The sequence below is a fragment of the Shimia sp. R9_1 genome (assembly GCF_017743775.1).
Taxonomy (GTDB): domain Bacteria; phylum Pseudomonadota; class Alphaproteobacteria; order Rhodobacterales; family Rhodobacteraceae; genus Shimia.
Genome location: NZ_JAGHRN010000001.1, coordinates 204,807 through 230,359, shown reverse-complemented (window position 1 = coordinate 230,359; position 25,553 = coordinate 204,807). Strand labels below are relative to the sequence as shown.

The window sequence follows — 25,553 nt, the reverse complement described above, 5'->3', positions numbered from 1 at the left end:
CATCGAAACCATGACACCGTGAGGGATGACATGACCAAAGCGCTTTCCACCTCCATTTTTGCTTTTGCCGCAGCGGCCGTGGCTGCGCCGGCGATGGCTGATGAAGTCAACGTCTACTCCTACCGTCAGCCAGAGCTGATCAAGCCGCTGACCGATGCCTTTACCGAAGAAACCGGCATCAAGGTGAATGTGGCCTACCTCAAAAAAGGCATGGTGGAGCGTCTGCAGGCAGAGGGGGATCGCTCCCCTGCCGATCTGGTGCTGACCGTTGATATCTCCCGCCTGAACGCGGTGGTTGAGGCCGGTGTAACTCAGCCTGTGATCAGCGATGTGATCGCCGCCAATGTGCCGGAAGCTTACCGTGATCCGGAAGGCCACTGGTTTGGCCTGACCACCCGCGCACGGATTGTCTACGCTTCCAAAGACCGCGTCGCAGAGGGCGAAGTCACCACCTATGAGGATCTCGCAGACCCGAAATGGGAAGGCCGCATCTGCACCCGTTCCGGCACCCATGCCTATAACGTCGCTCTGACCTCCGCTGTGATCGAGCATCACGGCGAAGCCGAAGCCAAAACCTGGCTGGAAGGCGTGAAAAACAACCTCGCGCGCAAGCCGCAGGGCAACGACCGCGCGCAGGTCAAGGCGATCTGGGCCGGCGAATGTGACCTCGCTGTGGGCAACACCTACTACATGGGCAAAATGCTCAAAGACACAGAGCAGCAGGCTTGGGCCGACAGCGTGAACATCGTCTTCCCGACCTTTGAAGACGGCGGCACCCACGTGAACATCTCCGGCATTGCGCTGACCAAAGCTGCGCCCAACAAGGAAAACGCCATCAAGATGATGGAATTCCTGACCGGCTCCAAAGCACAGGAAGTCTATGCCTCCGCCAACTTCGAATACCCGATTGCACCGGGCATGGAAGCGGACCCATTGGTGCAGAGCTGGGGCGAATTCACGGCTGACGATGTGAACCTGATGACCCTCGCCGGTCACCGCGCCGAGGCGCTCAAGCTGGTTGAAGAAGTCGATTTTGACGGCTGAGGCCACGCGATAGCGCGATAGAATGCCAAAGGGCGGCCCCGAGAGGCCGCCCTTTTTTGTTGCGCTACAGCCTCTATCAGCCCAACCGTGCCTTGAGCACCCGCAGCATATTCTCTCCCATAACCTTGCGGATTTGCGCTTCGCTCAGACCTACCTCAATCAGCGCGTGGGTCAGCGCGACGAGCTGGGATGTGTCAAAGGCTGTGGCGACCGAGCCGTCATAATCGGAGCCCAGCGACACGTGGTCTTCCCCAAGCAGGTCCACCGCCGCTTTCACGGTTTTGGCAACCCCGGCAGGGCTGTCATCGCAGGTCACATCTGCCCAGTAGCCGATCCCCACAACGCCGCCGCCATCTGCTGCGCCATTGGCCACGATCGCCTGCATCAGCGCGTCTTCGTAGTTCCGTTTCACGGGGCAATTTCCGTAGATACCGGTGTGGCTGACGATCAGGGGAATGTCGGTCAACGCGATGACCTCTTCTGCCACCTTCGGGCTGGAGTGGGCGAGATCAAGCACCAGATTGCGCTCTGTGATGGCGCTGACCACCTCGCGGCCAAAGTCGGTCAGCCCTTTGTTGCCAATCCCGTGCAGGGAGCCACCCAGCGCGTTGTCAAAGAAGTGCTGCAGACCAATCACGCGGTAGCCTTCGTCCTGCAGTCTTTGCAGGTTGGCGATGTCGCCCTCCAAAGGGTGCGCCCCTTCGATGCCCAGCATACCGCCAACAACGGTCTGCCCCGCGTCGCGGTCCGCAAGCAGCGCGTCGATGTCGGCGCTGCTGCGCAGAATGCGCAATTGCCCGCCGGAGTCTGCCTCGGCCTTTTGCAGGCGCTCCGCCTGATAGACCGCGCGCTCAAAGATAGAATCCCAGGTGCGCGCAGGCCAGAGTTGTCCAACCGCCAACAGGGTGATGTTGTCGCGCGCATCTGCGGAGTTTTCCTCATAGTTCTGCCCGGCCGGAGATTTGGTCACAGCGGTGAACACCTGCAGCGCCACATTGCCCTCAATCAGACGGGGCAGGTCCACATGGCCGCGATCCGCGCGGTCCAGAACATCGCGTTTCCAAAGCAGCGTGTCAGCATGCCAGTCACCAATGACAAGGTCACCGTGCAATCTGCGCGCCACATCACTGACCGGAAAACCGCCCTCGCTGGTGATCGCGTTGCGGGATCTTTCCACATGCCCCGGCGCCACGATCAAAAACGCAGCCACCGCCACAGCCAAAGTCAAAAGCAGCCTACCCAACCATTTGCCGAATGTGCGCATATGTTCTCCCCCGATGCACCCTTGCCTTGTGCAGAGCCTAGGCCCGAAAGGGGGCATTCTCAAAGCTTTACGTCGGGGCGGGGCGTTGCTCCTTGCCGGTGGTGTGCTTAGATTGGGGGAAGGGCAAAGGAGGATCACATGGCTGGTGGTTGGGCAAAAGATGGCGCGGTGAGCGAACAGATCGAGGCCAGCATCAACGATGAGCTGGCCCGTCTTCAGGCGCAGCGTCAACCGGTGGGTGAGAGCCTCAGGTTCTGCGCGGAATGCGAAGAGGAAATCCCCGAAGCGCGTCGCCTTGCGCGGCCGGGTGTGAAGCTCTGCATTGAATGTCAGCAGGAGCGCGATAGCGCCTATCAGGCCCGTGGCGGAATCAACCGGCGCGGCTCCAAAGACAGCCAGTTGAAGTGAGACCCCTCTGATGAGCTTGCTGATTGTCTACCACTCCCGCACCGGCGGCAGTCGTCAGATGGCCGAAGCCGCCTTTGCTGCCGCGCAGGTGGAGGGCGCAGCGCGTTTGCTGCGGGCAGAAGACGCCCAGCCGGAAGATCTGTTGGCCGCAACGGGCTATCTCTTCTGCGCACCGGAAAACCTCGCAACGCTCTCGGGCGCGATGAAAGAGTTCTTTGATCGGTGCTATTATCCCGTTCTGGGGCAGATTGAGGGGCGGCCTTATGCGCAGATGATTTGTGCCGGATCAGACGGCGCAGGTGCTGCGCGGCAACTGGCACGCATCGCCACGGGTTGGCGGCTCAAGGAGGTGCAGCCCGCGCTGATTGTCTGCACCCATGCGCAGACACCGGAGGCGATCCTGGCTGAGAAAACTCTTTCCGAGGCGGAGCTTGCCCCCTGCGGTGACCTTGGCGCCGCGCTTTCTGCGGGGCTGGCGCTTGGGGTGTTCTGAGGCGCGAGACTGTTTGCGGCTCGGCATCGCTTTGCTGATGCAGATTTGGTGAAACGCGCGCGGCAGTGTACCATGTCCCTTATTTGTTTTTGGGATTTTGGGTATGTTTATGTTGTATTTCCCCAAAAAGGCCGCGCTCTTTGCGCTTGCCTTACTTCTCGCCGCTTGCACCAACTACGCTGATTATTCGCTGCAAGCCTACACCTACGCCACCGAGGCCAAGGCCAAAACGCTCAAACTGGTGAGCAAAGCCAACGGCAGTTACAGCGCCAACCGGGCGGCTGCTGAGGCGTTGCTGCTGGATATGGACGTGGCCTATGAGTTTGCCAACGGCATTGAGAACAACGAAGAAGCCGCTGATATCTGGGATAAATTGCGTGATCCCGATGGCAATCTGGTGGGCGGTTTTCTCACCGCTTGGCGCACAGAGTTCCCCGGCGGCGTGAGTGCAGACAGTGCATTCATCCATGAGTTCAAAAAGAACATCACCTTCAGCTTTGATCGCCTGATCTGTTTGGAAGCGAACAAAGGCCAAGCCACCGCTTGTGCTGACATCGAACAGTAACGCCCGCGGGCAAGGAGAGAGATCATGGACACAGACGCGATATTAGACGCGATCCAGGACGGATTGGCGGACCTGGTCAAAAATGCGGCCAAGACCTTTGCCAATGAGGCAGAGCGGGATTTGAAAGCCTTTGTGAAAGAGTCCGAGGAAGACATCCGCCGCTATGCAAAGCTCTTTGCGGAAGGCAAGCTCTCGGAATTTGAGCTGAAGTTCCTGATGAAGATGAAAGCCGACAACGCAGAGCTCTTGGCAATATCCGCCAAGGGCATCGCGCGGGCGCGGGTCAAACACCTGATGAACAGCATGAAAGACCTGATTGTCAGCACGATTTTGGCGGCGGTCTAGATCATCGTCCAACAAATCTGCTACGACTATTGTCAGTCGCAAAGACCGGCCCCCGACCCTGGGTGGGGGTGAAGCCCCCTCCCTTGGGGGAGGGTCGGGGGCTGGTCGGCTTCGCCTCCTGCGCTTTGGTGGCAACCAAGCGTTTCAGATTTTCAGGACGATGTTTTTAAACGAAAAAACCGGAGCAGGGGCTCCGGTTTCTCAGCGTGATTTAGGGATGCACCCCATTGAGTGTTGGGGCTCCGCCCGTTCGAAGCTCAAACCGTCCACTGGAGCGAATGCCGGGGCAAAGCCCCGGTCAGTTGCTCACTCCATCGCTTCCAGTTCGTCGATCATGGACGAAATCATCGACAGGCCCTTGTCCCAGAATTTCGGATCAGAGGCGTCCAGACCGAAAGGCGCCAGCAGCTCTTTGTGGTGTTTGGAGCCACCTGCCTTGAGCATGTCAAAATACTTGTCCTCAAAACCTGCGTCCCCTTCCGCGTAAACCGCATAGAGCGCGTTTACGAGGCCGTCACCAAAGGCGTAGGCGTAGACATAGAACGGCGAATGCACGAAGTGCGGGATATAGGCCCAGAAGGTCTCGTAGCCTTCCATGAAGTCAAAGGCTTCGCCGAGGCTTTCCGCCTGCACCGACATCCAGATCGCGTTGATGTCTTCCGGGGTCAGCTCGCTTTCACGGCGGGCGGCGTGCAATTTGCATTCAAAGTCATAGAAGGCAATCTGGCGCACAACCGTGTTGATCATGTCCTCAACCTTGCCCGCCAGCAGGATCTTGCGCTGCTCTTGGGTTTCGGCCGTATCAAGCATCGCGCGGAAAGTCAGCATTTCGCCAAAGACAGAGGCGGTTTCTGCCAGTGTCAGCGGGGTGGAGGAGAGCATTTCGCCCTGTTCTGCCGCCAACACCTGATGCACGCCATGACCCAGCTCATGCGCAAGCGTCATCACGTCGCGCGGTTTGCCTAGATAGTTCAGCATCACATAGGGATGCACGCTGGTCACGGTGGGATGCGCAAAAGCACCCGGTGCCTTGCCTGGCTTCACGCCTGCATCAATCCAGCCTTTGGTGAAGAACGGCTCTGCAATTTCACCCATGCGCGGATCAAAGGCGTTATAGGCATCCATCACGGTTTTCTGCGCGGTGGCCCAATCCACGGTGGAGGGATCTTCCATCGGCAGCGGCGCGTTGCGGTCCCAGACCTGCATGCGGTCCAGCCCCAGCCATTTGCGCTTCAGCTCATAGTAGCGGTGGGACAGTTTGGGGTAGGCGGCCACAACCGCATCGCGCAGCGCTTCAACCACTTCGGGTTCCACATCATTGGAAAGGTGGCGGCCAGTCTGCGCGCTTGGCATATTGCGCCAACGGTCGAGCACTTCTTTTTCCTTGGCGGCGGTGTTGTGCACGCGGGAGAAGATCTTGATGTTGTCGTTGAAAACCCGCGCCAGCTCATGGGCAGCGGCTTCCCGCTTTTCACGATCCGGATCGGTCAGGAAGTTCAGCGTGCCTTCGATGTTGTACTCTTCGCCAAGCACGTCAAAGGTCAGCCCCGCAATTGTTTCGTCAAACAGGCGCTCCCAGGCGTCGCCGACCACGCCGAGATCGTGCAGGAACTTCTCCAGCTCGTCAGACAGCTGGTGCGGCTTCATTGCGCGAATGCGGCGGAAGACCGGCTCATAGCGCGCCAGCTCTTGGTTTTCTGCACAGGCTGCGGCCAGTGTGTCATCTTCGATGCGGTTGAGTTCCAGCGTAAAGAACACCAGAGGCGTGGAGAAATTGGTCAGCTTCTCCTGCATATTCGCCATAAACTGCGCGCGTTCTGCATCGGTGGTCAGCTGATAGTAGCGCAGCCCTGCATAAGACATGATGCGGCCGGAGATCTGAGAAATCTTCTCGTTGCGCTGCACACAGGTGAGCAGGTCCGCCGCAGAAAGCCCGGCAAGCTTGCCCTCATAATCGGCGGCAAAGGCGGCACATTCGCCCTCAAGCCACTCCAGATCCGCGATCAGCTCCGGCGCGTCGTCCCCCGCGTAAAGATCGCTCAGATCCCATTCGGGCAGATCGCCGAATTCTTGCGTGCCAGAAGACGCATTGGCATCGCGGACGGGAAACGGAAGGTTCAGCATGAAAGCACCCTGTGTTGTGAATAACTGATGTCGCTCAGATAGGCAGAGCGGCGGGGGAGGTTCAAGGGGCAGCAGCGATGGGCGCGCGTTTACGACGTTCGCAAAGAGAGAGGGGCCAGCCCCTCTGTCACAGCGAGCTGTGCCATTCACCCCGGGATATTTTGCGAATGAGAAAAGGCTGGCTGGCGCTTAGCTGTGTTCGGCAAAGAAGGCGGCGCAGTCATCAAAGATGCGATTGCGGCTTTCTGGCACTTCCATCAACACCTCGTGTTCTCCGGCAGGCACGATATCCAGCGTGCCGTTGGGCCAGCGGCGCATGCGGTCGTGAATGGCGCTGGTGTCCACGATCTGCTCATCCGCTCCAAGGAAGGTGAGGCAAGGCGTGTCTGGAGAGGCCTTTTTTTCAAGCTTGCGGCATTCCACCAGCGCCTCATAGACCCAGCGTAGGCTGGGGCCGGCCAGTGAGAGGTCAGGATGATCCGTCATCTGACGTTGCATATAGGCGTACATGCCCGCGTCTTTGGTCAAAGCGTTGCCGTCAAAATCCTGATCCAGCACATAGGTTGTGTCGCTGGTGCCCGGTGAAATCATCTGGTCAAAGCCAAAGACTTTGGAAAGCGCGCTGGTGACCCAGGCGGTTGGGCGCATGGTGGGGGAAAGATGAATGCCCCACATCGGCCCAGAGAAGACCGCGGAGTTCACCGGCAAGCCGTCATAGATCGCGCGCAGCCCGATGCAGCCACCCATGGAGTGGCCGACCAGATGGTAGGGTTTGGGAAGATCCAGCGTCTCGACAGCCGCCATCACGGCGGCGACGTCGCGCTGAAAATCATCAAAGTGACCGACATATCCGGCGATCGGATTTTTGATCAGTCGATCAGCCAAACCCTGACCGCGCCAGTCAATGGCGATCATTTCATAACCGCGCGCGCCAAAATCTGCGGCCGCGCGGCCATATTTTTCCACATATTCGGTGCGGCCCGGAAACAGCAGCACTGTGCCCTTGGTCGGGCCAGCGGCCGCTTCGCGCTGCCAATGGGCAAAGCGCAAGCGCACCCCGTCTTCCGCCTTGACCCAATAGGCATGTGCCTCAGAGCCTTCGGCAACGTCATGATAAAAGGGGGCGCGCTGCAAACTCATCAGGATAAAACGCCGCCCAGTTTCATGGCGGCACCCATGTCGCCATCAATCGCCAGCTTGCCGGACATGAAAGCGGCGGTTGGGTTCAGCTCACCTTCGAGGATGGCCTGGAATGTTTCCACATCCGCGGTCATGGTCACATCAGCGTCTTCGTCGCCTGCGCGCACGCCGTCTGCGTCGATGATGATGGCGCCTTCGCCTTCGATGGCAAATTTGGCGGAGCCGTCAAAGCTCTCACCGCCGAGTTTTTCGGTCAGGGCGGTCACTGCGGCAGTTACGATATCGCTCATCTGCTTGATCCTTCACTTTGTTGTGCACATCTTGGGAATCACATGTGCAAGGGCTACAATAATTTACGTTATGGTCAACTTACCGAGTCGTCTCAAACTTATCGTCGCGGCAATTCCTATCGCAATGGGGATTTTGCAACCCGTGATTGCCGCAGGACCGGCACAGGCGCAGGACGCGGCTGAAAGCGCTGCCGAACAGGCGGCGGATACGCAGGATGTGGGCGCTCTGCTGGCTGCCTTGGCCGATGCCGATCCCGGTGAGGCAGACCGTCTGGCGGGACAAATTCGCCACATCTGGGACGCCTCGGGTTCTGCCAGCGCGGATTATCTGTTGCGCCGCACCCGCAAAGCCATCGAGGTGGAGGATCTGCAGGCGGCTCTGGCCCATGCGACAGCCCTGACAGATCATGCGCCGGAATTCGCCCAGGGCTGGGCCGAGCGCGCGCGCACCTTCTATGCGCTGGATCTTTACGGGCCTGCGATCAGCGATCTGGAGCATGTTCTGGCTCTAAATCCGCAGCATTTTGATGCGATCATGGGGCTGGCGGTGATGCTGGATCAGATGGGCAAGCCGGAAGACGCCTATGAAGCCTATCTGCAGGTCAAGGCTATACATCCCCATCAGGCAGGCCTAACAGAGGCCTTGGAGCGACTCGAGCCGCAGGTGCGCGGTAAATCGCTTTAAGCAAGATCAGACGACCACGACCAAGAGCTAGGCAAAGATATGGCCGCAGATCGGCGGATCACCGCAGTGTTGGGTCCCACCAACACGGGCAAGACGCATTATGCGATCGAGCGCATGTTGGGCTATCGCACAGGCGTGATTGGCTTGCCTCTGCGCCTTCTGGCACGAGAGGTCTATGACCGGATCGTGGCCGCGCGCGGGCCCTCTGTGGTGGCGCTGGTCACCGGCGAAGAACGCATCGTGCCGCCGCGCGCCCAATATTGGGTGGCCACGGTTGAGGCGATGCCGGAAGGTCTTGGTGCGGATTTTGTGGCGATAGACGAAATCCAGCTTTGCGCCGATCCCGAGCGCGGGCATGTCTTTACCGACCGGCTGCTGCGGATGCGCGGCACGCAGGAAACCCTGTTTCTGGGCAGCGACACCATGCGCGGCACCATTGCGGAGCTGGTGCCTGAGGCGCAGTTCATGCGCCGTGAGCGTATGTCCACACTCAGCTATTCCGGCAGCCGCAAGATCAGCCGGATGCAGCCGCGCTCTGCGATTGTTGGGTTTTCCGTGGATAGCGTCTATGCCATTGCCGAGCTGATCCGCCGTCAGAAAGGCGGGGCGGCTGTTGTGATGGGCGCGCTCAGCCCGCGCACGCGCAACGCGCAGGTGGCGCTCTATCAGAACGGCGATGTGGATTATCTGGTGGCGACCGATGCCATCGGCATGGGCCTCAATCTCGATATTGACCATGTGGCTTTTGCATCCACCACCAAATTTGACGGCCGTCGTATGCGCCCTTTGGCGCCAAACGAGCTTGCGCAGATTGCCGGACGGGCAGGGCGGGGCATGAGCCACGGCACCTTTGGGGTGACCGGTGAAGCGCCACCTCTGGACGAAGGCGTGGCTGAGGCGATCATGGATCACCGCTTCACCCCGGTGCAGAAACTCAACTGGCGCAACGCGCGGCTGGAGTTTGGCAAGGTGGACGCGCTGATCCGCTCGCTCGAAGAAGCGCCGGATGATCCGCTTTTGATGAAAGCGCGGGAGGCCGATGATCTCCGGGCGCTGAAAACGGTGGCGGCAGAGGCCGAAATTCAGGCCCGCGCCAGCGACGGCAAATCCGTGCGCCTGCTGTGGGACGTCTGCCGCATTCCGGATTTCCGCGGCATCAGCCACGCCGAACACGCTCAGATGATCGAGCGAATCTTCGGTTTCCTGCATGAGAGCGGACGGGTGCCGGATGACTGGATGGCGCGACAGGTCAAACGGCTTGATCGCACCGATGGCGACATTGACGCACTGTCAAAACGATTGGCGTTTATACGGACGTGGACTTATGTCGCACAGCGCAATAACTGGGTGAGTGATGAAAATCATTGGCGTGGCGAAACGCGCGCGGTAGAAGATCGCCTGTCGGATGCTTTACACGAGCGTTTGACGCAGAGATTTGTGGATCGGCGCACGTCAGTGCTTTTGCGCCGGCTCAAGCAGAAGGAGGCCCTTTTGGCCGAAGTGAATGACAAGGGTGAGGTGACCGTCGAAGGAGAATTCGTCGGTCGTCTTGAAGGGTTCCGTTTCATCGCGGACAAAGAAGCCAGCGGGCAGGAAGCCAAGACGCTGAAACAGGCGAGCTTGCAAGCCCTCGCGCCGCAGTTCCATCTGCGCGCGGACCGCTTCTATAACGCGCCGGATACGGAAATCGACTTCACCGAGCAGGGTGGCCTCATGTGGGGCGAACAGGCTGTCGGTAAGTTGGTGGCCGGTGACGATCCGCTCAAGCCCGGTATTTCCGTGTTTGTGGATGACGAGGCCGGTGCCGAGGTTGCTCAGAAGGTTGAGCGCCGCCTGCAGCACTTCATCGATCGCAAGATCGCCGCGCTGTTTGAACCGCTGTTGAACCTCAGCCGCGACGAAGAGCTGACAGGCCTGGCCCGTGGCTTTGCCTTCCGCATGGTCGAAGCGCTGGGCATCATCCCGCGCGGTGACGTGGCCACCGAAGTCAAAGAGCTGGATCAGGACGCCCGTGGCGCGCTGCGCAAGCACGGCATCCGCTTTGGTCAGTTCACCATCTTCATGCCGCTGCTGCTGAAGCCTGCGCCAACCCGTCTGCGTTTGGTGCTGTGGTCCTTGGCGCAAGGCCTGCAGGAGTTCCCCGAAGCACCGCCTCCGGGTCTCGTGACCGTGCCATCGGGCACCAGCCTGCCGCGTGGCTATCACGCCATGGCGGGCTACCGCGCCGCTGGTGAACGCGCGATCCGTATCGATATGCTGGAGCGTCTGGCAGATATGCTGCGCGCGGAAGACAGCCGTGGCGGCTTTGAAGCCAAGGCTGACATGCTGTCGATCACCGGCATGACGCTGGAGCAGTTTGCCGACCTTATGCAGGGTCTGGGCTATGCTGCCGAGAAAGGCGAGCGTGAAAAGGTGAAGGCCGCGCCAGAAGCTGCGCCAGCAGCCGAAGCTGACGCCAGCGAAGCACCGGCAGAGGAAGCCGCCGCTGAGGTACCTGCGGAAGCGCCTACCGAAGACGCAGCCGGTGAGGCTGCCGCTGAAGTGGCCGTTGCGGACGCGCCGGAAGCGGAAGCCGCGGCTGCAGAGGCGCCTGCGCAAGACGCTGAGACTGCCGCTGATGCGGAAGCACAAGCGCCTGAGGTGGAAGTGTTTTACACCTTCACCTGGGCCGGTCGTCAAGGTGGCAACCGTGGTGGTCAGCGTCGCGGTGGCAACGCTCAAGGCGGCAACAAGCGCCGCAACGACACGCAGGGCGGAGACAAACCGCGCGGCAAAGGTGGCAAGCCAAAAGGCAAAGGCCCACGTCGCGACAATGGCCCCAAACAGTTCCAATCCCGTCCTCCCAAAAAGGAGAAGGCGATTGATCCGGACAACCCCTTTGCCGCAGCGCTTATGGGGCTGAAGTCCAAGGACTGACGCGTGAGCGGGCCGTCCCCAAAACTGCGGGTCGACAAATGGCTCTGGCAGGCGCGGTTCTTTAAGACCCGCAGCCTGTCGGCCAAACTTGTCACCGGCGGGCATCTGCGGGTGAACGGCCAGAAAGTTGCCAAGGCGAGCCACGCGGTGAGCATTGGTGACGTGCTGACCTTCCCACAGGCGCGGCGTGTGCGTGTGGTGAAGGTGGCAGCGCTTGGGGAACGGCGTGGCCCGGCACCTGAGGCGCAAACATTATACGAAGATCTGACCCCGGAAGAGAAACCTGTTCCAAAGGCACCGGGTTCAGACGGAAAAGGGCGTCCCACCAAGAAGGATCGCCGCAATCTCGATCTTATGATATCTTCCCGCCTTGAAGATTAAGTCGTGCTGATTTAGTCAGGCACGTGATCTGACGATAAGTGAGCTAACCCAAAATGACCTATGTTGTGACCGACAATTGCATCGCATGCAAATATACGGACTGCGTAGAGGTATGCCCGGTAGATTGTTTTTACGAAGGTGAGAACACGCTGGTGATCCACCCGGACGAATGCATCGACTGTGGTGTGTGCGAACCGGAATGCCCGGCGGACGCCATCCGTCCGGACACGGAGCCGGATATGGAAAAATGGGTTGAGTTCAACCGCAAGTATTCTGAAATCTGGCCAGTGATTATCACCAAGAAAGATCCGCTGCCCGGTCACGAAGAAAAAGACGGCGAGACCGGCAAATTGGAGAAATATTTCTCCGAAGCACCGGGCGAAGGCGGTTAAGCTATCGGTGTCGAGGCGATTCGCTCTGCCCTGTGCATATCGGGATTGCCGCTCCGGCCTAAAAAAGAGCGTAACGCTCTGAAGACGCTACGCAAAACACCTTTTTAAGCGGGCTGCGCTTTAAAGGGTCCATTTTTTGTGTTATATATCCTTCACAGAGGACATAACTGCCTGAGAGCCATCCCCGCATTTGCTGAGGGTGGCTTTTTCTACCAGAGGACATTCCGTATCGGGAAAGCGCCTTTCCCGAGCGAAATTTTTTGTCTGGCAGGACTGGGGGCCCACAAAGGAAGCACTGCATGAGCAAAGCCAAGAAGAACGAGTTCAGCCCGAACGACTATGTTGTTTATCCCGCACATGGTGTTGGGCAGATCATTTCCATCGAAGAGCAGGAAGTTGCAGGCATGCAGCTGGAGCTTTTCGTGATCTCGTTTGAGAAAGACAAGATGACCCTGCGGGTTCCGACCAACAAAGCCACCCATTTTGGCATGCGCGGTCTGAGCTCCCCTGACGTGATTGATCAGGCGATGAAGACCCTGAAGGGCAAGGCCAAGGTCAAACGCGCCATGTGGTCGCGCCGCGCGCAGGAATACGAACAGAAGATCAACTCCGGTGATCTGATCGCCATTGCCGAGGTGGTGCGCGACCTGCACCGCACCGATGATCAGCGCGAGCAGAGCTATTCTGAGCGTCAGCTTTATGAAGCCGCGCTGGAGCGTCTGACCCGCGAAGTGGCCGCTGTGGCCGGTGGTGATGAAGTCGCCGCAGCCAAGCAGGTCGACGACGTATTGGTGTCGCGCGCCGCATAAGGCCAGCGCCCATATCTTTCAGAAAAAGACTGCACTCTGGTGCGGTCTTTTTTATTTTTATACAGGGTCTTGCCTGTGATACCTGATCTTAGGTTCCGCCAGTCTGGGAGACAGAGATGCGCGATCTGAAAAAGTTTCTGACCGGACTTTATACGGCGCATACGCCGGGGGCGGTGCGGTTTCGCTACGGGCTGGTCATCTTTGACGCGCTCACGGTGCTGTTCTTTTTCCTGACCGTGAACTTTGAATATGGCTTTGCACTGACGGTGCTCAGCCGGGTGGCGGGGGCGGCGATTCTGCTGGAGCTTCTGGCGCGGCTCTGGGTGTCGGAAGACCGCTGGTTTCTGCTCACACGCATCTACACGCTGGCCGACATCGTGGTGATCGCCAGCCTGTTTCTCGATCTCTTTGTGGCCGGAAATCTCGCCTTCCTTTGGGTGCTGCGCGGTCTGCGCCTGATCCAGTCCTATCACCTGCTTTATGACCTGCGCCGGGGCAGCGGCTGGTTTCGCAAACATGAAGACGCCATGGCGGCGGGCATCAACCTCTTTGTCTTTGTGATGCTGGCGGCGGCGACCACGCGGGCGTTCTTCATTGATGAAACCGTGACCGACACGCCCTATGTCGACGCGCTTTATTTCACGGTGGCCACGCTCTCAACCACGGGCTACGGCGACATCACGCTTGCCACGCCGCTGGGAAAGCTCTTCTCCGTCTTTGTGATGGTTGTCGGGGTGACCCTGTTTGTGCGGCTCGCGCAGGCGATTTTTCAGCCCGAGAAGGTCAATTTCACCTGCCAGACCTGTGGTCTGATGCGTCATGACCCGGATGCCATCCACTGCAAACACTGCGGCAGCATCGTGCACATCAAGACGCGCGGGGCCTAGAGCCTCGTCCTGACAATCGGCAACGGCTGCATCCAGTCGCATAGACCAGCACTCGACCCTGGGTGGGGGTGTAGCCCCCTCCCTTGGGGAGGGTCGGGGGCTGGTCGGCTTCGCCTTCCGCGCAATGGTCGCAATCGTGCGACCAAGATTACCAGAAGGGCACTCTAGGCAGCCCCGCATAAGGCCTGCCAAATCTCTCTAGCTGGGTCGGTTAAACCGGCCAGTCAAACTGCGCGGCAGCCACCAATGTGAACAGCAGCGCAATTTCGGTGATCTGCTGTGTCGCGCCCAGAACATCGCCGGTTTGCCCGCCGATCTTGACCTTGGCGGTTGCGGAACAGAGCGCCGCCATCACAAAGGCCACGCCCCCCATCACCACGCCGGGAATACCGGCGCAGCCAAAGGCCACCACCGTAGCAAGCGCAAATCCGGTGATCGCACCACCGCGCGGCGCGCGGCCCTGAGAATGGCTCAGCCCGCTTGCGCGCGCATGGGGCAGGGCGGTCATCACCAGCACCATGGTGCTGCGCGAGAGCATGGCAATCGCCAACAGCCCAAAGAGCCAGACATCCGCCTCCAGCAACAGCGTCACCGCGCCCCAGCGCGCGGCAATCGACAGGCAGAGCGCAATCACGCCGTAGGCGCCGATGCGGCTGTCTTTCATGATTTCCAACCGACGTGCCGGATCCCAGCCGCCCCAGAAACCATCTGCTGTGTCCGCCAGGCCGTCTTCATGCATCGCGCCGCTCATCACGATCATCGCGGTGAGCCAGATGATCGCCGCCAGCACAGGGGGCAGGCCAATCAGCAGCGCGGCAGCTGTTGGCAGCGCGGCCAGAAGCGCGAGCACAGCGCCGGCCAGCCCGTAGGCCCATGCGGCGCGGGCGCCCCGGCTGAAATCGGCGCGCACCGGCAATCGCGTCAGAAGTGCAATCGCGGTGTTGATATCGCGGGGGCGAAAGGGTGACGTGTCGGTAGCAGGCATGTCTGCGTCTTTTCCTGTATTGCCGGGGGCTGGCAATGAGCTAAACAGTGCTGACGATAAGAATTCAACAGGAGCCCCGCCGATGTCCGCAGAATTTTCCACTCTCGCCGCGTTTCAATCGCTTTTGGCGGAGGCCCCCGGCGTGGATCAGCAAGCCATGGGCGAAGCTGAGGCCCGAAATGGCCAGCTGACCAAGCCGCCCGGCGCGCTTGGACGCCTTGAGGATATGGCGATTTGGTATGCGGGCTGGCGCGGCAATCCACGCCCCTCCATCGAGGCACCGCAGGTGATCATCTTTGCGGGCAACCATGGCGTGACCGCGCGGGGCGTGTCTGCGTTCCCAGCGGAAGTGACCGAACAGATGGTGCTGAACTTTCAGCATGGCGGCGCTGCCATCAACCAATTGAGCCGTGCCGCCGGTGCCGATCTGGACGTGATCGCGCTGGATCTGGACACACCTACGGCAGACTTCACTCAAGGCCCCGCCATGAGCGAAGCCGAGGTGGTGGCCGCGCTGCAAGCAGGTTGGTCTGCGGTCAAAGAGGGTGCCGATCTGCTGGTTGTGGGTGAAATGGGTATTGGCAACACCACCAGTGGCGCGGCGATTTCCCACGCGCTCTTTGGTGGCACCTCTGAGGATTGGGTGGGCCGCGGCACCGGTGTCGATGACGCAGGTCTGGCCAACAAAGCCCGTGTGGTGCGTGAAGGCGTGGCCGCAAATGGCACACCCAAAGGTCTTGAGGCGTTGCGCTGCCTTGGCGGGCGCGAATTGGCAGGCATGGTCGGCGCGATTGCGCGCGCGCGCAGCCTGCGCATTCCGGTGATCCTGGATGGCTTTATTGCCTCTGCCGCCGCTGCCACGCTGGCGGACGCCCAAGACGGCGCATTGGATCACGTGATCTCAGGTCACGTCAGCGCCGAGGCGGCCCATGGCGCGGTGCTTGCACAGCTCGGCAAAGAGCCGATCCTGAGCCTCAACATGCGTCTGGGCGAAGGCTCCGGCGCGGCGGTGGCCATCAACATCCTGAAAGCGGCAGTGGCCTGCCACTCGGGCATGGCCACCTTTGCTGAAGCGGGTGTGACAGACGGCTGATCCCGCGCCCCCTGATCAGGCTTCCTCGCTTGGCTTCTCCTGAAGCTGCGCGAGAAGCACCGCCTCAAGTTCGCTTTCCAACTCTTTGGCACGCTTGATATATTCGGCGTTCTGCGCGCTTGGCACACCTTCGCGCCAGACCTGCGCAAGCTCCTGCACCGCATAGCGGTCGTGTTTGTAAAACGCCTGTTCCGCGCGGGCGGCCTCATATTCGCTGAGGCCAATGTTTTCCAGCACATAACGGCCTGCGCGTAGCGAGCTGTCAAACATCTCCCGCACAATGTCATTCGCCCCGGCATTATAGAGCTGATAGACCGTGCCGCGGTTGTTGGCGCGCGCGATGATGTGCAGATCAGGGCGTTCGCGCCGCGCGTAATGCGTGAGCTTGATGGCCGCTGCCGGATCATCCAGCGCCACCACCAGCACACTTGCCTCTTTTAGCCCGGCGGCATGCAGCATCTCAGGGCGGGTCGGGTCACCAAAGAACCCTTTGACACCAAAATGGCGCATGGTTTCGATGGTCTGAATGTTGTGATCCAGCACAACCGTCTCAAAGCCCGAGGCGCGGACAAGACGGTTTACGATCTGCCCAAACCGGCCAATGCCAGCGATGATCACCGGCCCGGTGCGGTCAATCGTGTCAGGCTCCTGCCGCTCTTCTTCCTTGTCGCCAAACCGTTTGGATATCTGATCGTAAAGGATGAACAGCAGCGGCGTGATCAGCATGCTCAACGCCACAATCAGCAACAAACGCTCCGCCAGCGCAGGCGGCAGCACATTTTGCCCCATGGCGGTGGTGATCAGCACAAAGCCAAATTCCCCCGCCTGCGCCAGCCCAAGTGTGAAAAGCCAAAGCGCACGGTGACGCAGGCCAAAGGCGCGGCCGATGCCATAGAGCACCATGGCTTTCAGCGCCATCACCGCAAGCGTCAGCCCGAGGATGTCACCGGGCGCGGCAATGAACACATCCAGATCAATCTGCGCGCCGACCGTGATGAAGAACAGCCCAAGCAGTAGGCCCTTGAAGGGGGCAATGTCGCTCTCCAGCTCGTGCCGGAACTCGGAGTTGGCAAGCAGCACGCCTGCGAGAAAGGTGCCAAGCGCGGGGGACAGCCCAACCAGATGCATGAGAAAGGCAATGCCGACCACAATCAGCAGGGCCAGCGCCGTGTACATCTCCGGCAGATGCGCAGCATGGATAAAGCGGAACACGGGCCGGGTCAGGTAGCGCCCGCCAATGACAATGGCCGCCACCACGCCCAGCGTCACCAGCGCGATGCCCCAGCCGGGGAGACCATCCACAAGAGACAGCCCATGCGCGGCGTCTTCATGGCCATGCGCGCCCACCGAAATAGAGCCATCCGCCATCACCTGCGGCACCGCGGCACCCGCCAGCAGCGGCAGGATGATGAGCATCGGGATCACCGCGATGTCCTGCGTCAGAAGCACCGCAAAGGTCGATCGCCCGCCGCCTGTCTGCATCAGGCCCTTTTCCGTCAGGGTTTGCAGCACAATCGCTGTGGAGGAGAGAGCAAAGATCATGCCGCAGGCAATCGCCACATTGATGGGCCGGTCCAGCGCCACGGCAAGGGCAAACACGGCCAGCCCGGTAAGCCCCACCTGCAATCCGCCCAAACCCACAAGCTTGTCACGCATCGCCCAAAGCGCGCGCGGGTCCAGCTCAAGCCCGATGATAAACAGCATCATGACCACGCCGAACTCGGCATAATGCAACAGCTCATCCGCCTCATGGGTGCCCACCAGCCCGAAAATCGGGCCAATGAGAATGCCCGCAGCGAGATAGCCCAGCACCGATCCCAGCCCCAGACGCGCGGAAATCGGCACGGCAATCACCGTGGTCATCAGAAATATAGTGGCTGTGTAGAGGGCTTCTTCCATTCTGGTCGTCCGGGCCTTTCTGCTTGGGTTAGGTTGGCAACGGGGCGTCACGTTTGAGCTGATCCATCACGATCTGGCTTTGCACACGGCTCACTGCGGGATGCGGTAACAACACTTCGTGTATCAAACGGTTAAGCGCTGTCAGGTCTTCGCAATAGGCACGCAAAAGATAGTCCGCATCGCCGGTCAATGTCCAAGCGCTGACAATTTCGGGGCGGGTGCTGATCAGCGTGGCAAAGCTCTGCGATTGCTCCGGCCCATGGGTGCCGAGCTGCACCTGCACAAAGGCCTGCACCGACAGCCCAAGATGGCCCGCACTCAGCCGCGCGATATAGCCCTCAATATAGCCTTCTGCCTCCAGCCGCTGACGTCGCCGCCCGGCCTGGCTTGGCGACAGGTTCAGGATGTCGCCCAGCTCCTGCGCGGTGAGATGGGCGTCGCGCTGCAACGCGGTGAGCAGGCGCATGTCTGTGTCATCAAGCATATGCGGAATTCTTGCATGGATTTTGGTGTCTAAGAAGATTCTACGCGCTGAATGTAAATATTGCACGTCACTTTGCGGTGTTTGCGCGGCACTTGCGCCTTATTTTTGAATGTGAACAGGCAAATGCCATTTTGGCTTACCAAAGGAGGAGACGCACCATGGGCCCATTCCCCCACGATGCACCGCGCGCAGAGATTTCCGATTACAACCCGGCAGGCACCGACGGATTTGAATTTGTCGAATTCGCCCACCCCGAGCCGCAGGAGCTGCGCGCGCTCTTTGCCAAAATGGGCTACACCCATGTGGCCAACCACAAGACCAAGGCGATTGAGCTGTGGCAGCAGGGGGATGTGACCTACATCCTCAACATGGAGCCCGGCAGCTTTGCTGCGCGCTTTGTCGAAGAGCACGGCCCCTGTGCCCCGTCTATGGGCTGGCGTGTTGTCGATGCGCAGCAGGCCTACGAACATGCGGTTTCCAAGGGTGCAGAGCCTTATGACGCGGATGACAAGACCCTGAACTGGCCTGCGATCAAAGGCATCGGCGGCTCGCTGATCTATTTCACCGACCAGTATTATGACAGCTCGCCCTTCAACGAAGAATTCGACTGGCTGGTGACTTCCAAGCCTGAGGGGGATGGCTTCTTCTACCTCGATCACCTCACCCACAACGTCTTCAAAGGCAACATGGACAAGTGGTTCAAATTCTACGGCGATCTCTTCAACTTCCGCGAAATCCGCTTCTTTGACATCGAGGGCAAGTTCACAGGCCTGTTCTCCCGCGCGCTCACATCGCCCTGCGGAAAGATCCGCATCCCGATCAACGAGGACCGCGGCGAAACCGGCCAGATCGTGAGCTATCTGAAGAAATACAACGGCGAAGGCATTCAGCACATCGCGGTGGGCAGCGACGACATCTACGCCTCCACCGATGCGATTGCCGAAAAAGGCATCAAGTTCATGCCGGGGCCAAATGATGCCTATTATGAGCTGTCAAAAACCCGCGTGGCGGATCACGAAGAGCCGCTCGACCGTATGAAAAAGCATGGCATCCTGATTGACGGCGAAGGTGTGGTGAACGGTGGTGAGACCAAGATCCTGCTGCAGATCTTCTCCAAAACCGTGATCGGCCCGATCTTCTTTGAGTTCATCCAGCGCAAGGGCGACGATGGCTTTGGCGAGGGCAACTTCAAAGCGCTGTTTGAATCCATCGAACAGGAGCAGATCAACAACGGGGAAATTCAGGCGGCTGAATAACAACCGCCGCCACGAGATCCGGCAAAGTCCGGGAGGGAGGGGAGCGCCGTTCCGCAGATATGCGGGCGGCGCTTTTTCCTTTTGCGCTTCCGCGCCGCACTGTCAGAAGGGTTCAGCCGTCTTTCGGCATCTTCAGAACGAGGTTGCGGCCACTTTTGACATAGCGCAGCTCATCTTCGCCAATCGCCGCCACTTTGCCGCCGTCGATCCGGTCCCCCACCTGCACCTTCTTGTAGCGCCCGCTTGGCAGACGCACCAAGGCGCGGCGGTTTGACGAGGTGCCATAAACCCCGATCAGGCTGGTTTTTCTTAGGTTGATTGCGTTGTTGATGGTGGCCTGACGCGCCACAGAGGCGGTCGATGGAATGGTTGGCACCACAGTTGCGGCGGGCGGCGCGGCGGCAACCGGCGTCGCTGTTTCCGCCTCATTCTGCGTTGCGCGCGCGGCCAGCTGCGCAATATTGGCAGGTTTCTGGCGTGGGCGCAGGGAGGCTGTCACCGCGAATTGGGTCGGGGCGCGATCCGCGACACCCACGTCTTGCGCGCTTTCTGGGCGCAACTGCGGGCGAATGCTGGCGAGTTCTGCGCGCGACAGACCGCCAAACGTGGCGCGCTCGTTCTGCTCCAGCAGATCACTTGGCCGTAGTTTCGGCCGAACGCTCGCCAGCCGCGCATCGCTTTGCAGGCGCAGGGCATCTGCCACGATGATCCGTTTGGGATAGGCCGCAGGCACCACCGGAGGACGCCCGGCATAAACCATCACACCTTCGGCATTCAGCGCGCCTTCACGTGTGGCCACCACCAGACCGCGCGCGTCCACATCAAAAGCCACGCTGGCGGCCAGCGGATTGACCTGTGTCGGCAGCACCTCATCTGTGGTCAGGGCGTCCACACCCGGCAGCGCCACCGCGTCCAAGCCAAATGTCAGCCGATCAATGGAGGCCACATAGATCGAGTCGCTGCTGTCTTCGGTCAGCGCGGCCAATGGCTCCGGCGCCAGCTGCCAAATACCTGTCACCGCATAACGCGCCTCAGCCTCTTCAGGTGTCAGCGCCGGGGCCTGCGCGACGGTGGTGGCCGCTTCGCCGCCGTCCTCAACGCTCTCTGCCAGCTCTTTTGGCGCAAGGTCTTCAGGGGGCAGGGGCTCCAGCAGCGCGGTTTGCGTGCCATTTGTCCCATCAGGTGTCAGCCCGTCCGGAACCGTGATCGCAATCACCTCTTCCGCCGCAGGCAGCGCATCAGCGTCAGTCGCGTCTTCGGCCAAAACCGGCGTGTCTTCAGGCTCACCGCTTTCAGACGACGGTGCTGTCGCAACCTCAACCGCCTGTTCGCGACCGATCAGCCCCGCAATGCCGTTTTCCAGAAACAACGAGGCCCAGAGCGCCACAAGCCCCATAAACACAAGCAACAGCGTGGTCAGGATCAGCCCGAGATGGCGTGGCTTGCCGCCCACTTCGCCTCTGCGTGCGCCAAACATCGTAAGGTTCTGTTGGTCTGCATTTGCCGGTTTGGAGGCCTGTTTTTTGTTGCGGCGCGGCTTGGGATCATTTCGCGGCGTCTTTGGCGCTGGGCCGGCCACTTTGGTCTTGTTGCGCGCGCTGGCGAAGGTGCTGGTGTCGCCACCGCTGTCTGCATCGCGCATCAGATCAGGGGCATCCTCCTCACCGCGTTCTGCAGTCAGCCCGGCGACCGCTTTGGCCGGATCAAACCGGATGGCGGTTGCATCGCTGTCGCGGGGTACGGGGATGCTGGGGGCATTGGTGCCGGTCACATCGCGGGTGGCACCGCCCAAGGCGCGTTTGGGCGCGGCGTCCGGCGCATCCCGATGCGCGCGAACAGAGGCAAAACCTGCCGGAGTCTCAGGGGTGGTCGCTGAGGCTGAGGCGCTTTCGTCAGTGTCCTGATCTGTGGCCACATCATCGGGTGCAGAGACCTCAACTTCCGCTGGTGCCTCCACAGCCACCTCGGCTGGCGCTTCAATAACAGGCTCCTCGGGCGCGGCTTCAGGCAGCTCTGGCTCAGCTTCCACCTCGATATCTTCCGGGAGGCTCTCAGGGGCAGCGCTCTCGGGCACTGGCGCCTCGGCGACAGGCAGGGGGCCGGATCCGACCACCTCTATCGCGCTGCGATCAGCCACCAGCTGCAGGCCCGCGCGCTGTGCCGCGTCAGTCAGGCCAAAATCCGGTGCTCCGGCAAAGCTCCCCGCAGGCGGGATCGCCGTGAAACACACCGGATTGAAATCATGCTCCGTGGCAAAAGCCTCCGCCTCGGCCAGGGTCTCGCGCGCCACAGCTGCCACTTGCGGCGTGTCCCCTTGCAGCGACACATCAAACATCAGCTGATCGGCACGGTAAGGCGTGGCGCTCTCCAGCACCTCTTCGGTCTGCATCCGGCGGCGGCTCTCGCTCATCTCACCGGCAGGCAGGTCCAGATATTTGATCTGGTCATTGGGCAGCACCAGCATCGTCTGAAACCCCACGCCGCCCAAAGCGGTCGCCATCTCGCGCAGCTCGGCAAGTTTGGCGGTGAGATCGTCAGACTCCAGCGACACCTCCCCCAGAAGATGCCAGCCGCCTTGAACGCGGGTGAGGAGGCTAATGCCTTGATAAGACAGGGTGAGCGCAAGATCCGGAGTCATGGAACAGCCCTAACATGGTGATGTGCAGGATGCCCGTGTTCCTGCGGAATTGCCGAATTTATAGCAAGTTATCGCCGAAGGGGAAGCAAACACTTGGTGTGATCCGCCCCTTGATGCCTGCCAATTGAGCCAAAGTTCCATCGCCATAGAAAAAACGCCCCGGCGGGTTTGCGCGAGGCGTTTTGAAAAGCTGTCGTCAGAAAGGGCGCAGGCTTAGCCATGCGCCTTTCTCAGTGCCTGGTCGAGATCGGCGATCAGGTCTGCCGCCGCCTCGATGCCAATGGAAATCCGCACCACATTTGGCCCTGCTCCGGCCGCTTCCTGCTGCTCTGGTGTCAGCTGGCGGTGCGTGGTGGAGGCCGAGTGGATCACAAGGCTGCGCGCATCGCCGAGGTTGGCCACATGAGAGAAAATCTCAAGGTTCTCTACAAATTTCACGCAGGCCGCATAGCCGCCCTTGAGCGCCACGGTGAACAGGCCGCCAGCGCCTTTCGGGCAAATCCGCTCCACACGATCGTGGTAAGGCGAGCTCTCAAGCCCCGCGTAGGTCACATAATCCACCAGCTCATGGGTCTCGAGCCAGCCCGCGATTTCCTTGGCGTTTTGCACATGGCGCTCCATGCGCAGGCTGAGGGTTTCAATGCCCATCAGCGTGTAATGCGCGGCCTGCGGGTTCATGGTCATGCCCAGATCACGCAGCCCCACCGCAATGCCGTGGAAGGTGAAGGCCAGCGGGCCAAAGGTCTCGTGGAACTTCAGCCCGTGATAAGCCGGCTCCGGCTGGCTCATGGAGGGGAATTTGTCGCTGGCGGACCAGTCAAACTTGCCGCTGTCCACAATGCAGCCACCGGTAACGGTGCCGTTGCCGGTCAGATATTTGGTGGTGGAATGCACAACCAATGTGGCGCCAAGGCTGATCGGGTTACAGAGGTACGGCGTGGCCGAGGTGTTGTCGACGATCAGCGGTACACCTGCCTCATCCGCGATTGCCGCGAGCGCTTCGATGTCGCTGATATAGCCGCCAGGGTTGGCCACAGATTCACAAAACACCGCGCGGGTATTCTCATCCACCGCGGCTTTCACCGCGTCCAGATCATCGGTGTCGACAAATTTCGCGGACCAGCCAAAGCGTTTGATGGTCTGGCTGAACTGCGTGACTGTGCCGCCGTAAAGCCGGTTGGAAGCCACCACATTGCAGCCCGGCTGCATCAGCGGGAACAGCGCCATGATCTGGGCCGCGTGACCAGAGGAACAGCAAACCGCCCCGACACCGCCCTCAAGCGTGGCAATGCGCTCTTGCAGAACCGCCACGGTCGGGTTGGTCAGGCGCGAGTAGATATAGCCCACTTCCTGCAGGTTGAAGAGCGCCGCCGCGTGTTCTGCATCGCGAAACACATAGGCAGTGGACTGATAAATCGGTGTCTGGCGTGCGCCGGTCGCCGGATCCGGCCGCGCGCCCGCATGAATTTGCAATGTGTCAAAACCGTAGGTGGGTCCGTCGGTCATGTTGTCTCTCCCTAACTTTCTTGGCGACAAGTGTTAGGGGGCGCCGCGCTGTCGTGCAACCGAACAAGTCGCAACTTCGTGATGAAGGCCGCTCAAGGCCGGACAGAAAACCGCCATGCAAGGCCGAAGCCGCCCGCTTTCCTGCGAAGGGGATGTTTCTAAAACTGGCGCTCACGCGCGCATACCGTAACAGGTAGCCCTTGTCTGCGTCTGTCTCAGCGCAGCCAATATCCGTTCTTTTTCAGCGTGTTACGTATGGCTTGTTCACGTCGCGGCAGATGTTCACGATCAAACAGCGCCCGCGCCTTATGCCCGCGCTTTTGATAGATCATCCGCTTGAAGGGCTCATATTGTTTCAGCACCTTCTTGATCCGGTTGGGGGCGGCAATTTCCTCCAGCGCTGTGACCACATGATCGGCCTCCCGCGCATAAAGCAGTGGCATCAGCCGGTAGTGACAGCTCACCGATCCATCAAGCAGCCCCTCAGGCAGCGCATCCCGCCCGCCGCCAAGCCCATGGATCACCAGCGGCAGCGCAATCTGATCGAGCCAGGGGCGTAATGTCTGGGAGGCCAGCGCGTCCGGTGGGTCGTTCTGAATGCTGGTGGCATAGTCCAGAAAGCGCGCGCCAAACATCTTGGGGCATTTGTAGTAGAAGAACCCGGCGTTGAAATAGAGATAGCGCCGCCAGTACTCATCGGGCTGGCTCAGATCGAGGGAGCTTTCAAAGTCGAGCCCGAAGCGGTCATAAAGCGCTTTCCAGATCCCGTTGTAGCCCGGCCCATAGAGCGGCGGCTCCGGCCATGTGCCCTCCACCCGCAGACTTGCGGAGGGGCGCTCAAAATCGAACGGCACTTTGGTGATGTCATCAAGGATCAGCGTGTCACTGTCAAAGAAGACAAAGGGTTCCCCTTCAGGCAGCGCACTCAGCAGCTCGATCTTATTGCCATAAGGATAGTCCTCGCCAAAGGCGCGGCTTTCAAACGGCAGGATTTCTGCCTCCAGCTCTTCTAGCAACTCACGCACCTGCGGGTTGCCGATGCGCACGTCTTTTTCCCATCGCGGCCCGGGCTGCGGCTCAGCCACAAACAGGCGGCCTGCAAAATTGGGGGACTTGGCGCGCAGCGAGGCCGCAAACAGCGCCGCCTCATATTGCAAGCGCCCGTTCTGCCCCACAACAACGATGTTGAAGCTCTGTGATTTCAAAGGCTTTTTTGCCATCTGCTCTGCTGCTCTGCGCGATTGTTTTTGCAACTATAGGCCTGCAGGCAGAGTTGCAAAAGCGCACATTCGATTTTTTTGCAAACGCGGTCTTTCCGGTCACCGTGCCTGCGCTGCACTGGCCTCTATGCCCGCCGCGCAGAAGGTCACCAGCTCACTCAGGCGGCTTTGGGCATCTTTACGGCTGTCGCCAAGTGCTTCCATCCGCCATTGCGCGGTCAAAAGTGCCAGCATTCCGGCAACGGAATAGACAAATCCGGTGGCCACCGCGGCCCGGGCCTGAGGTGGGTAGAGCGCTGCGATTTCTTCCACAAACTGCATGGCGGTGGGGTCAAAACACACCGACGCCAGCTCTTGCCAGCGCGTGTCAGAGGAAACAATAGCCACCAGCCGCGCATAGGCCAGCCACTGTGCATCGCCGCAGTCTGCCCGGGACAGATAGGGCTCAAAATAGCATGTGAGCGCGGCGTTGAGTGTGAACCCGCCTTGGGATTTGCAGGCCGCAAGCGCCTCGGTCCGTGCGGCGTTCAGGATGTCGGCACGGCGCGCCACCACCCGCCAGAACAGCTCTTCTTTGCTGCCGCCATGGTGGTTCACCAGCGCGCCCTGAACCCCGGCCTCAGCGGCGATATCGCGAATCGATGCCGCATCGTAACCGTGGCGCGAGAACACCCTTTCCGCTGCGTCAAAGATCCGTGTCCGGGTCTCCAATGCCTTCTTGGAAGGGGC

Annotated in this window: 24 protein-coding genes; 13 read left to right on the top strand and 11 right to left on the bottom strand. The window is 60.2% G+C overall.

Going from position 1 to position 25,553, the window contains the following annotated elements; genetic code table 11:
• The first annotated feature begins 30 nt into the window (after positions 1 to 30).
• The gene (locus J7399_RS01120) at positions 31 to 1,044 is read left to right on the top strand and encodes a Fe(3+) ABC transporter substrate-binding protein (RefSeq protein WP_209060686.1); all 1,014 of its coding nucleotides are present in this window, start codon (positions 31 to 33) and stop codon (positions 1,042 to 1,044) included.
• A gap of 76 nt (positions 1,045 to 1,120) precedes the next feature.
• Here J7399_RS01120 and J7399_RS01115 read toward each other — a convergent pair whose 3' ends face one another.
• Positions 1,121 to 2,308 carry a membrane dipeptidase gene (locus J7399_RS01115; RefSeq protein WP_209083649.1) on the bottom strand — a complete coding sequence of 396 codons (1,188 nt, stop codon included), beginning with the start codon at positions 2,306 to 2,308 and terminating at the stop codon, positions 1,121 to 1,123.
• Positions 2,309 to 2,446: 138 nt separating this feature from the next.
• Here J7399_RS01115 and J7399_RS01110 point away from each other — a divergent pair, with 138 nt between their 5' ends.
• From J7399_RS01110 to J7399_RS01095, 4 genes are all read left to right on the top strand, one after another.
• Positions 2,447 to 2,716, top strand: coding sequence for a DksA/TraR family C4-type zinc finger protein (locus J7399_RS01110; RefSeq protein WP_209060680.1), 270 nt, complete (start codon positions 2,447 to 2,449; stop codon positions 2,714 to 2,716).
• A 7-nt stretch (positions 2,717 to 2,723) separates the two neighbouring features.
• Positions 2,724 to 3,209, top strand: coding sequence for an NAD(P)H-dependent oxidoreductase (locus J7399_RS01105; protein WP_209084737.1), 486 nt, complete (start codon positions 2,724 to 2,726; stop codon positions 3,207 to 3,209).
• Between the two features lie 103 nt (positions 3,210 to 3,312).
• Positions 3,313 to 3,774: a hypothetical protein gene (locus J7399_RS01100; protein ID WP_209083647.1), complete on the top strand. Its 462-nt coding sequence runs from the start codon at positions 3,313 to 3,315 to the stop codon at positions 3,772 to 3,774.
• Between the two features lie 24 nt (positions 3,775 to 3,798).
• Positions 3,799 to 4,119: a hypothetical protein gene (locus tag J7399_RS01095; protein ID WP_209060677.1), complete on the top strand. Its 321-nt coding sequence runs from the start codon at positions 3,799 to 3,801 to the stop codon at positions 4,117 to 4,119.
• Positions 4,120 to 4,425: 306 nt separating this feature from the next.
• Here J7399_RS01095 and J7399_RS01090 read toward each other — a convergent pair whose 3' ends face one another.
• The 3 genes from J7399_RS01090 to J7399_RS01080 form a co-directional block, all read right to left on the bottom strand.
• On the bottom strand, positions 4,426 to 6,243 hold the full coding sequence (locus J7399_RS01090; protein ID WP_209083645.1) for a M3 family oligoendopeptidase: 1,818 nt from the start codon (positions 6,241 to 6,243) through the stop codon (positions 4,426 to 4,428).
• Between the two features lie 189 nt (positions 6,244 to 6,432).
• On the bottom strand, positions 6,433 to 7,383 hold the full coding sequence (locus tag J7399_RS01085) for an alpha/beta hydrolase (protein WP_209083643.1): 951 nt from the start codon (positions 7,381 to 7,383) through the stop codon (positions 6,433 to 6,435).
• A complete protein-coding gene (locus tag J7399_RS01080) occupies positions 7,383 to 7,673 on the bottom strand; it encodes an SCP2 sterol-binding domain-containing protein (protein WP_209060674.1) in 291 nt (96 codons plus the stop codon). Before J7399_RS01080 ends, J7399_RS01085 begins: the two co-directional genes overlap by 1 nt.
• Positions 7,674 to 7,797: 124 nt before the next feature.
• On the opposite strand from J7399_RS01080, the gene J7399_RS01075 reads away from it, so the two are divergent.
• From J7399_RS01075 to J7399_RS01050, 6 genes are all read left to right on the top strand, one after another.
• The gene (locus tag J7399_RS01075) at positions 7,798 to 8,358 is read left to right on the top strand and encodes a tetratricopeptide repeat protein (protein WP_247738642.1); all 561 of its coding nucleotides are present in this window, start codon (positions 7,798 to 7,800) and stop codon (positions 8,356 to 8,358) included.
• A gap of 39 nt (positions 8,359 to 8,397) precedes the next feature.
• The gene (locus J7399_RS01070; protein ID WP_209083642.1) at positions 8,398 to 11,274 is read left to right on the top strand and encodes a helicase-related protein; all 2,877 of its coding nucleotides are present in this window, start codon (positions 8,398 to 8,400) and stop codon (positions 11,272 to 11,274) included.
• Between the two features lie 3 nt (positions 11,275 to 11,277).
• Complete coding sequence (locus J7399_RS01065) at positions 11,278 to 11,655, top strand: RNA-binding S4 domain-containing protein (protein WP_209083641.1); 378 nt, start codon at positions 11,278 to 11,280, stop codon at positions 11,653 to 11,655.
• Positions 11,656 to 11,708: 53 nt separating this feature from the next.
• Positions 11,709 to 12,047 carry a ferredoxin FdxA gene (gene fdxA, locus J7399_RS01060; RefSeq protein WP_209060666.1) on the top strand — a complete coding sequence of 113 codons (339 nt, stop codon included), beginning with the start codon at positions 11,709 to 11,711 and terminating at the stop codon, positions 12,045 to 12,047.
• Between the two features lie 299 nt (positions 12,048 to 12,346).
• Complete coding sequence (locus J7399_RS01055; protein WP_209060663.1) at positions 12,347 to 12,856, top strand: CarD family transcriptional regulator; 510 nt, start codon at positions 12,347 to 12,349, stop codon at positions 12,854 to 12,856.
• A gap of 116 nt (positions 12,857 to 12,972) precedes the next feature.
• Positions 12,973 to 13,743, top strand: a complete 771-nt coding sequence (locus J7399_RS01050; RefSeq protein ID WP_209083640.1) for a potassium channel family protein — start codon at positions 12,973 to 12,975, stop codon at positions 13,741 to 13,743.
• A 211-nt stretch (positions 13,744 to 13,954) separates the two neighbouring features.
• Here J7399_RS01050 and cobS read toward each other — a convergent pair whose 3' ends face one another.
• Positions 13,955 to 14,728, bottom strand: coding sequence for an adenosylcobinamide-GDP ribazoletransferase (gene cobS / locus J7399_RS01045; RefSeq protein WP_209083639.1), 774 nt, complete (start codon positions 14,726 to 14,728; stop codon positions 13,955 to 13,957).
• A gap of 82 nt (positions 14,729 to 14,810) precedes the next feature.
• Between cobS and cobT the strand changes: the two genes are divergently transcribed.
• The gene (gene cobT / locus J7399_RS01040) at positions 14,811 to 15,821 is read left to right on the top strand and encodes a nicotinate-nucleotide--dimethylbenzimidazole phosphoribosyltransferase (protein ID WP_209083638.1); all 1,011 of its coding nucleotides are present in this window, start codon (positions 14,811 to 14,813) and stop codon (positions 15,819 to 15,821) included.
• A 15-nt stretch (positions 15,822 to 15,836) separates the two neighbouring features.
• Here cobT and J7399_RS01035 read toward each other — a convergent pair whose 3' ends face one another.
• Together J7399_RS01035 and J7399_RS01030 are read right to left on the bottom strand one after the other, a co-directional pair.
• Positions 15,837 to 17,720 carry a cation:proton antiporter gene (locus J7399_RS01035; protein WP_209078113.1) on the bottom strand — a complete coding sequence of 628 codons (1,884 nt, stop codon included), beginning with the start codon at positions 17,718 to 17,720 and terminating at the stop codon, positions 15,837 to 15,839.
• A 28-nt stretch (positions 17,721 to 17,748) separates the two neighbouring features.
• A complete protein-coding gene (locus J7399_RS01030; RefSeq protein WP_209083637.1) occupies positions 17,749 to 18,204 on the bottom strand; it encodes an Lrp/AsnC family transcriptional regulator in 456 nt (151 codons plus the stop codon).
• A 158-nt stretch (positions 18,205 to 18,362) separates the two neighbouring features.
• Between J7399_RS01030 and hppD the strand changes: the two genes are divergently transcribed.
• Positions 18,363 to 19,460, top strand: coding sequence for a 4-hydroxyphenylpyruvate dioxygenase (gene hppD / locus J7399_RS01025; RefSeq protein WP_209083636.1), 1,098 nt, complete (start codon positions 18,363 to 18,365; stop codon positions 19,458 to 19,460).
• A 112-nt stretch (positions 19,461 to 19,572) separates the two neighbouring features.
• On the opposite strand, the gene J7399_RS01020 is transcribed toward hppD, so the two are convergent.
• The 4 genes from J7399_RS01020 to J7399_RS01005 all read right to left on the bottom strand — a co-directional run bounded on the left by J7399_RS01020 (position 19,573) and on the right by J7399_RS01005 (position 25,535).
• On the bottom strand, positions 19,573 to 22,098 hold the full coding sequence (locus tag J7399_RS01020) for a hypothetical protein (RefSeq protein ID WP_209083634.1): 2,526 nt from the start codon (positions 22,096 to 22,098) through the stop codon (positions 19,573 to 19,575).
• 213 nt (positions 22,099 to 22,311) lie between these two features.
• Positions 22,312 to 23,604: an O-acetylhomoserine aminocarboxypropyltransferase/cysteine synthase family protein gene (locus tag J7399_RS01015; protein ID WP_209060646.1), complete on the bottom strand. Its 1,293-nt coding sequence runs from the start codon at positions 23,602 to 23,604 to the stop codon at positions 22,312 to 22,314.
• 215 nt (positions 23,605 to 23,819) lie between these two features.
• Positions 23,820 to 24,824: a hypothetical protein gene (locus J7399_RS01010; protein WP_209083632.1), complete on the bottom strand. Its 1,005-nt coding sequence runs from the start codon at positions 24,822 to 24,824 to the stop codon at positions 23,820 to 23,822.
• Positions 24,825 to 24,923: 99 nt separating this feature from the next.
• Entirely contained in the window at positions 24,924 to 25,535 is a 612-nt protein-coding gene (locus J7399_RS01005) for a TetR/AcrR family transcriptional regulator (protein WP_247742690.1), read from the bottom strand.
• Between the last annotated feature and the right edge of the window lie 18 nt (positions 25,536 to 25,553).

Coding starts and splice junctions, on each gene's coding strand:
- J7399_RS01120 (WP_209060686.1), top strand. CDS start 31: ATGACCAAAGCGCTTTCCACCTCCATTTTTGCTTTTGCCGCAGCGGCC.
- J7399_RS01115 (WP_209083649.1), bottom strand. CDS start 2,308: ATGCGCACATTCGGCAAATGGTTGGGTAGGCTGCTTTTGACTTTGGCT.
- J7399_RS01110 (WP_209060680.1), top strand. CDS start 2,447: ATGGCTGGTGGTTGGGCAAAAGATGGCGCGGTGAGCGAACAGATCGAG.
- J7399_RS01100 (WP_209083647.1), top strand. CDS start 3,313: ATGTTTATGTTGTATTTCCCCAAAAAGGCCGCGCTCTTTGCGCTTGCC.
- J7399_RS01095 (WP_209060677.1), top strand. CDS start 3,799: ATGGACACAGACGCGATATTAGACGCGATCCAGGACGGATTGGCGGAC.
- J7399_RS01090 (WP_209083645.1), bottom strand. CDS start 6,243: ATGCTGAACCTTCCGTTTCCCGTCCGCGATGCCAATGCGTCTTCTGGC.
- J7399_RS01085 (WP_209083643.1), bottom strand. CDS start 7,383: ATGAGTTTGCAGCGCGCCCCCTTTTATCATGACGTTGCCGAAGGCTCT.
- J7399_RS01080 (WP_209060674.1), bottom strand. CDS start 7,673: ATGAGCGATATCGTAACTGCCGCAGTGACCGCCCTGACCGAAAAACTC.
- J7399_RS01075 (WP_247738642.1), top strand. CDS start 7,798: ATGGGGATTTTGCAACCCGTGATTGCCGCAGGACCGGCACAGGCGCAG.
- J7399_RS01070 (WP_209083642.1), top strand. CDS start 8,398: ATGGCCGCAGATCGGCGGATCACCGCAGTGTTGGGTCCCACCAACACG.
- fdxA (WP_209060666.1), top strand. CDS start 11,709: ATGACCTATGTTGTGACCGACAATTGCATCGCATGCAAATATACGGAC.
- J7399_RS01055 (WP_209060663.1), top strand. CDS start 12,347: ATGAGCAAAGCCAAGAAGAACGAGTTCAGCCCGAACGACTATGTTGTT.
- J7399_RS01050 (WP_209083640.1), top strand. CDS start 12,973: ATGCGCGATCTGAAAAAGTTTCTGACCGGACTTTATACGGCGCATACG.
- cobS (WP_209083639.1), bottom strand. CDS start 14,728: ATGCCTGCTACCGACACGTCACCCTTTCGCCCCCGCGATATCAACACC.
- cobT (WP_209083638.1), top strand. CDS start 14,811: ATGTCCGCAGAATTTTCCACTCTCGCCGCGTTTCAATCGCTTTTGGCG.
- J7399_RS01035 (WP_209078113.1), bottom strand. CDS start 17,720: ATGGAAGAAGCCCTCTACACAGCCACTATATTTCTGATGACCACGGTG.
- J7399_RS01030 (WP_209083637.1), bottom strand. CDS start 18,204: ATGCTTGATGACACAGACATGCGCCTGCTCACCGCGTTGCAGCGCGAC.
- hppD (WP_209083636.1), top strand. CDS start 18,363: ATGGGCCCATTCCCCCACGATGCACCGCGCGCAGAGATTTCCGATTAC.
- J7399_RS01020 (WP_209083634.1), bottom strand. CDS start 22,098: ATGACTCCGGATCTTGCGCTCACCCTGTCTTATCAAGGCATTAGCCTC.
- J7399_RS01015 (WP_209060646.1), bottom strand. CDS start 23,604: ATGACCGACGGACCCACCTACGGTTTTGACACATTGCAAATTCATGCG.
- J7399_RS01010 (WP_209083632.1), bottom strand. CDS start 24,824: ATGGCAAAAAAGCCTTTGAAATCACAGAGCTTCAACATCGTTGTTGTG.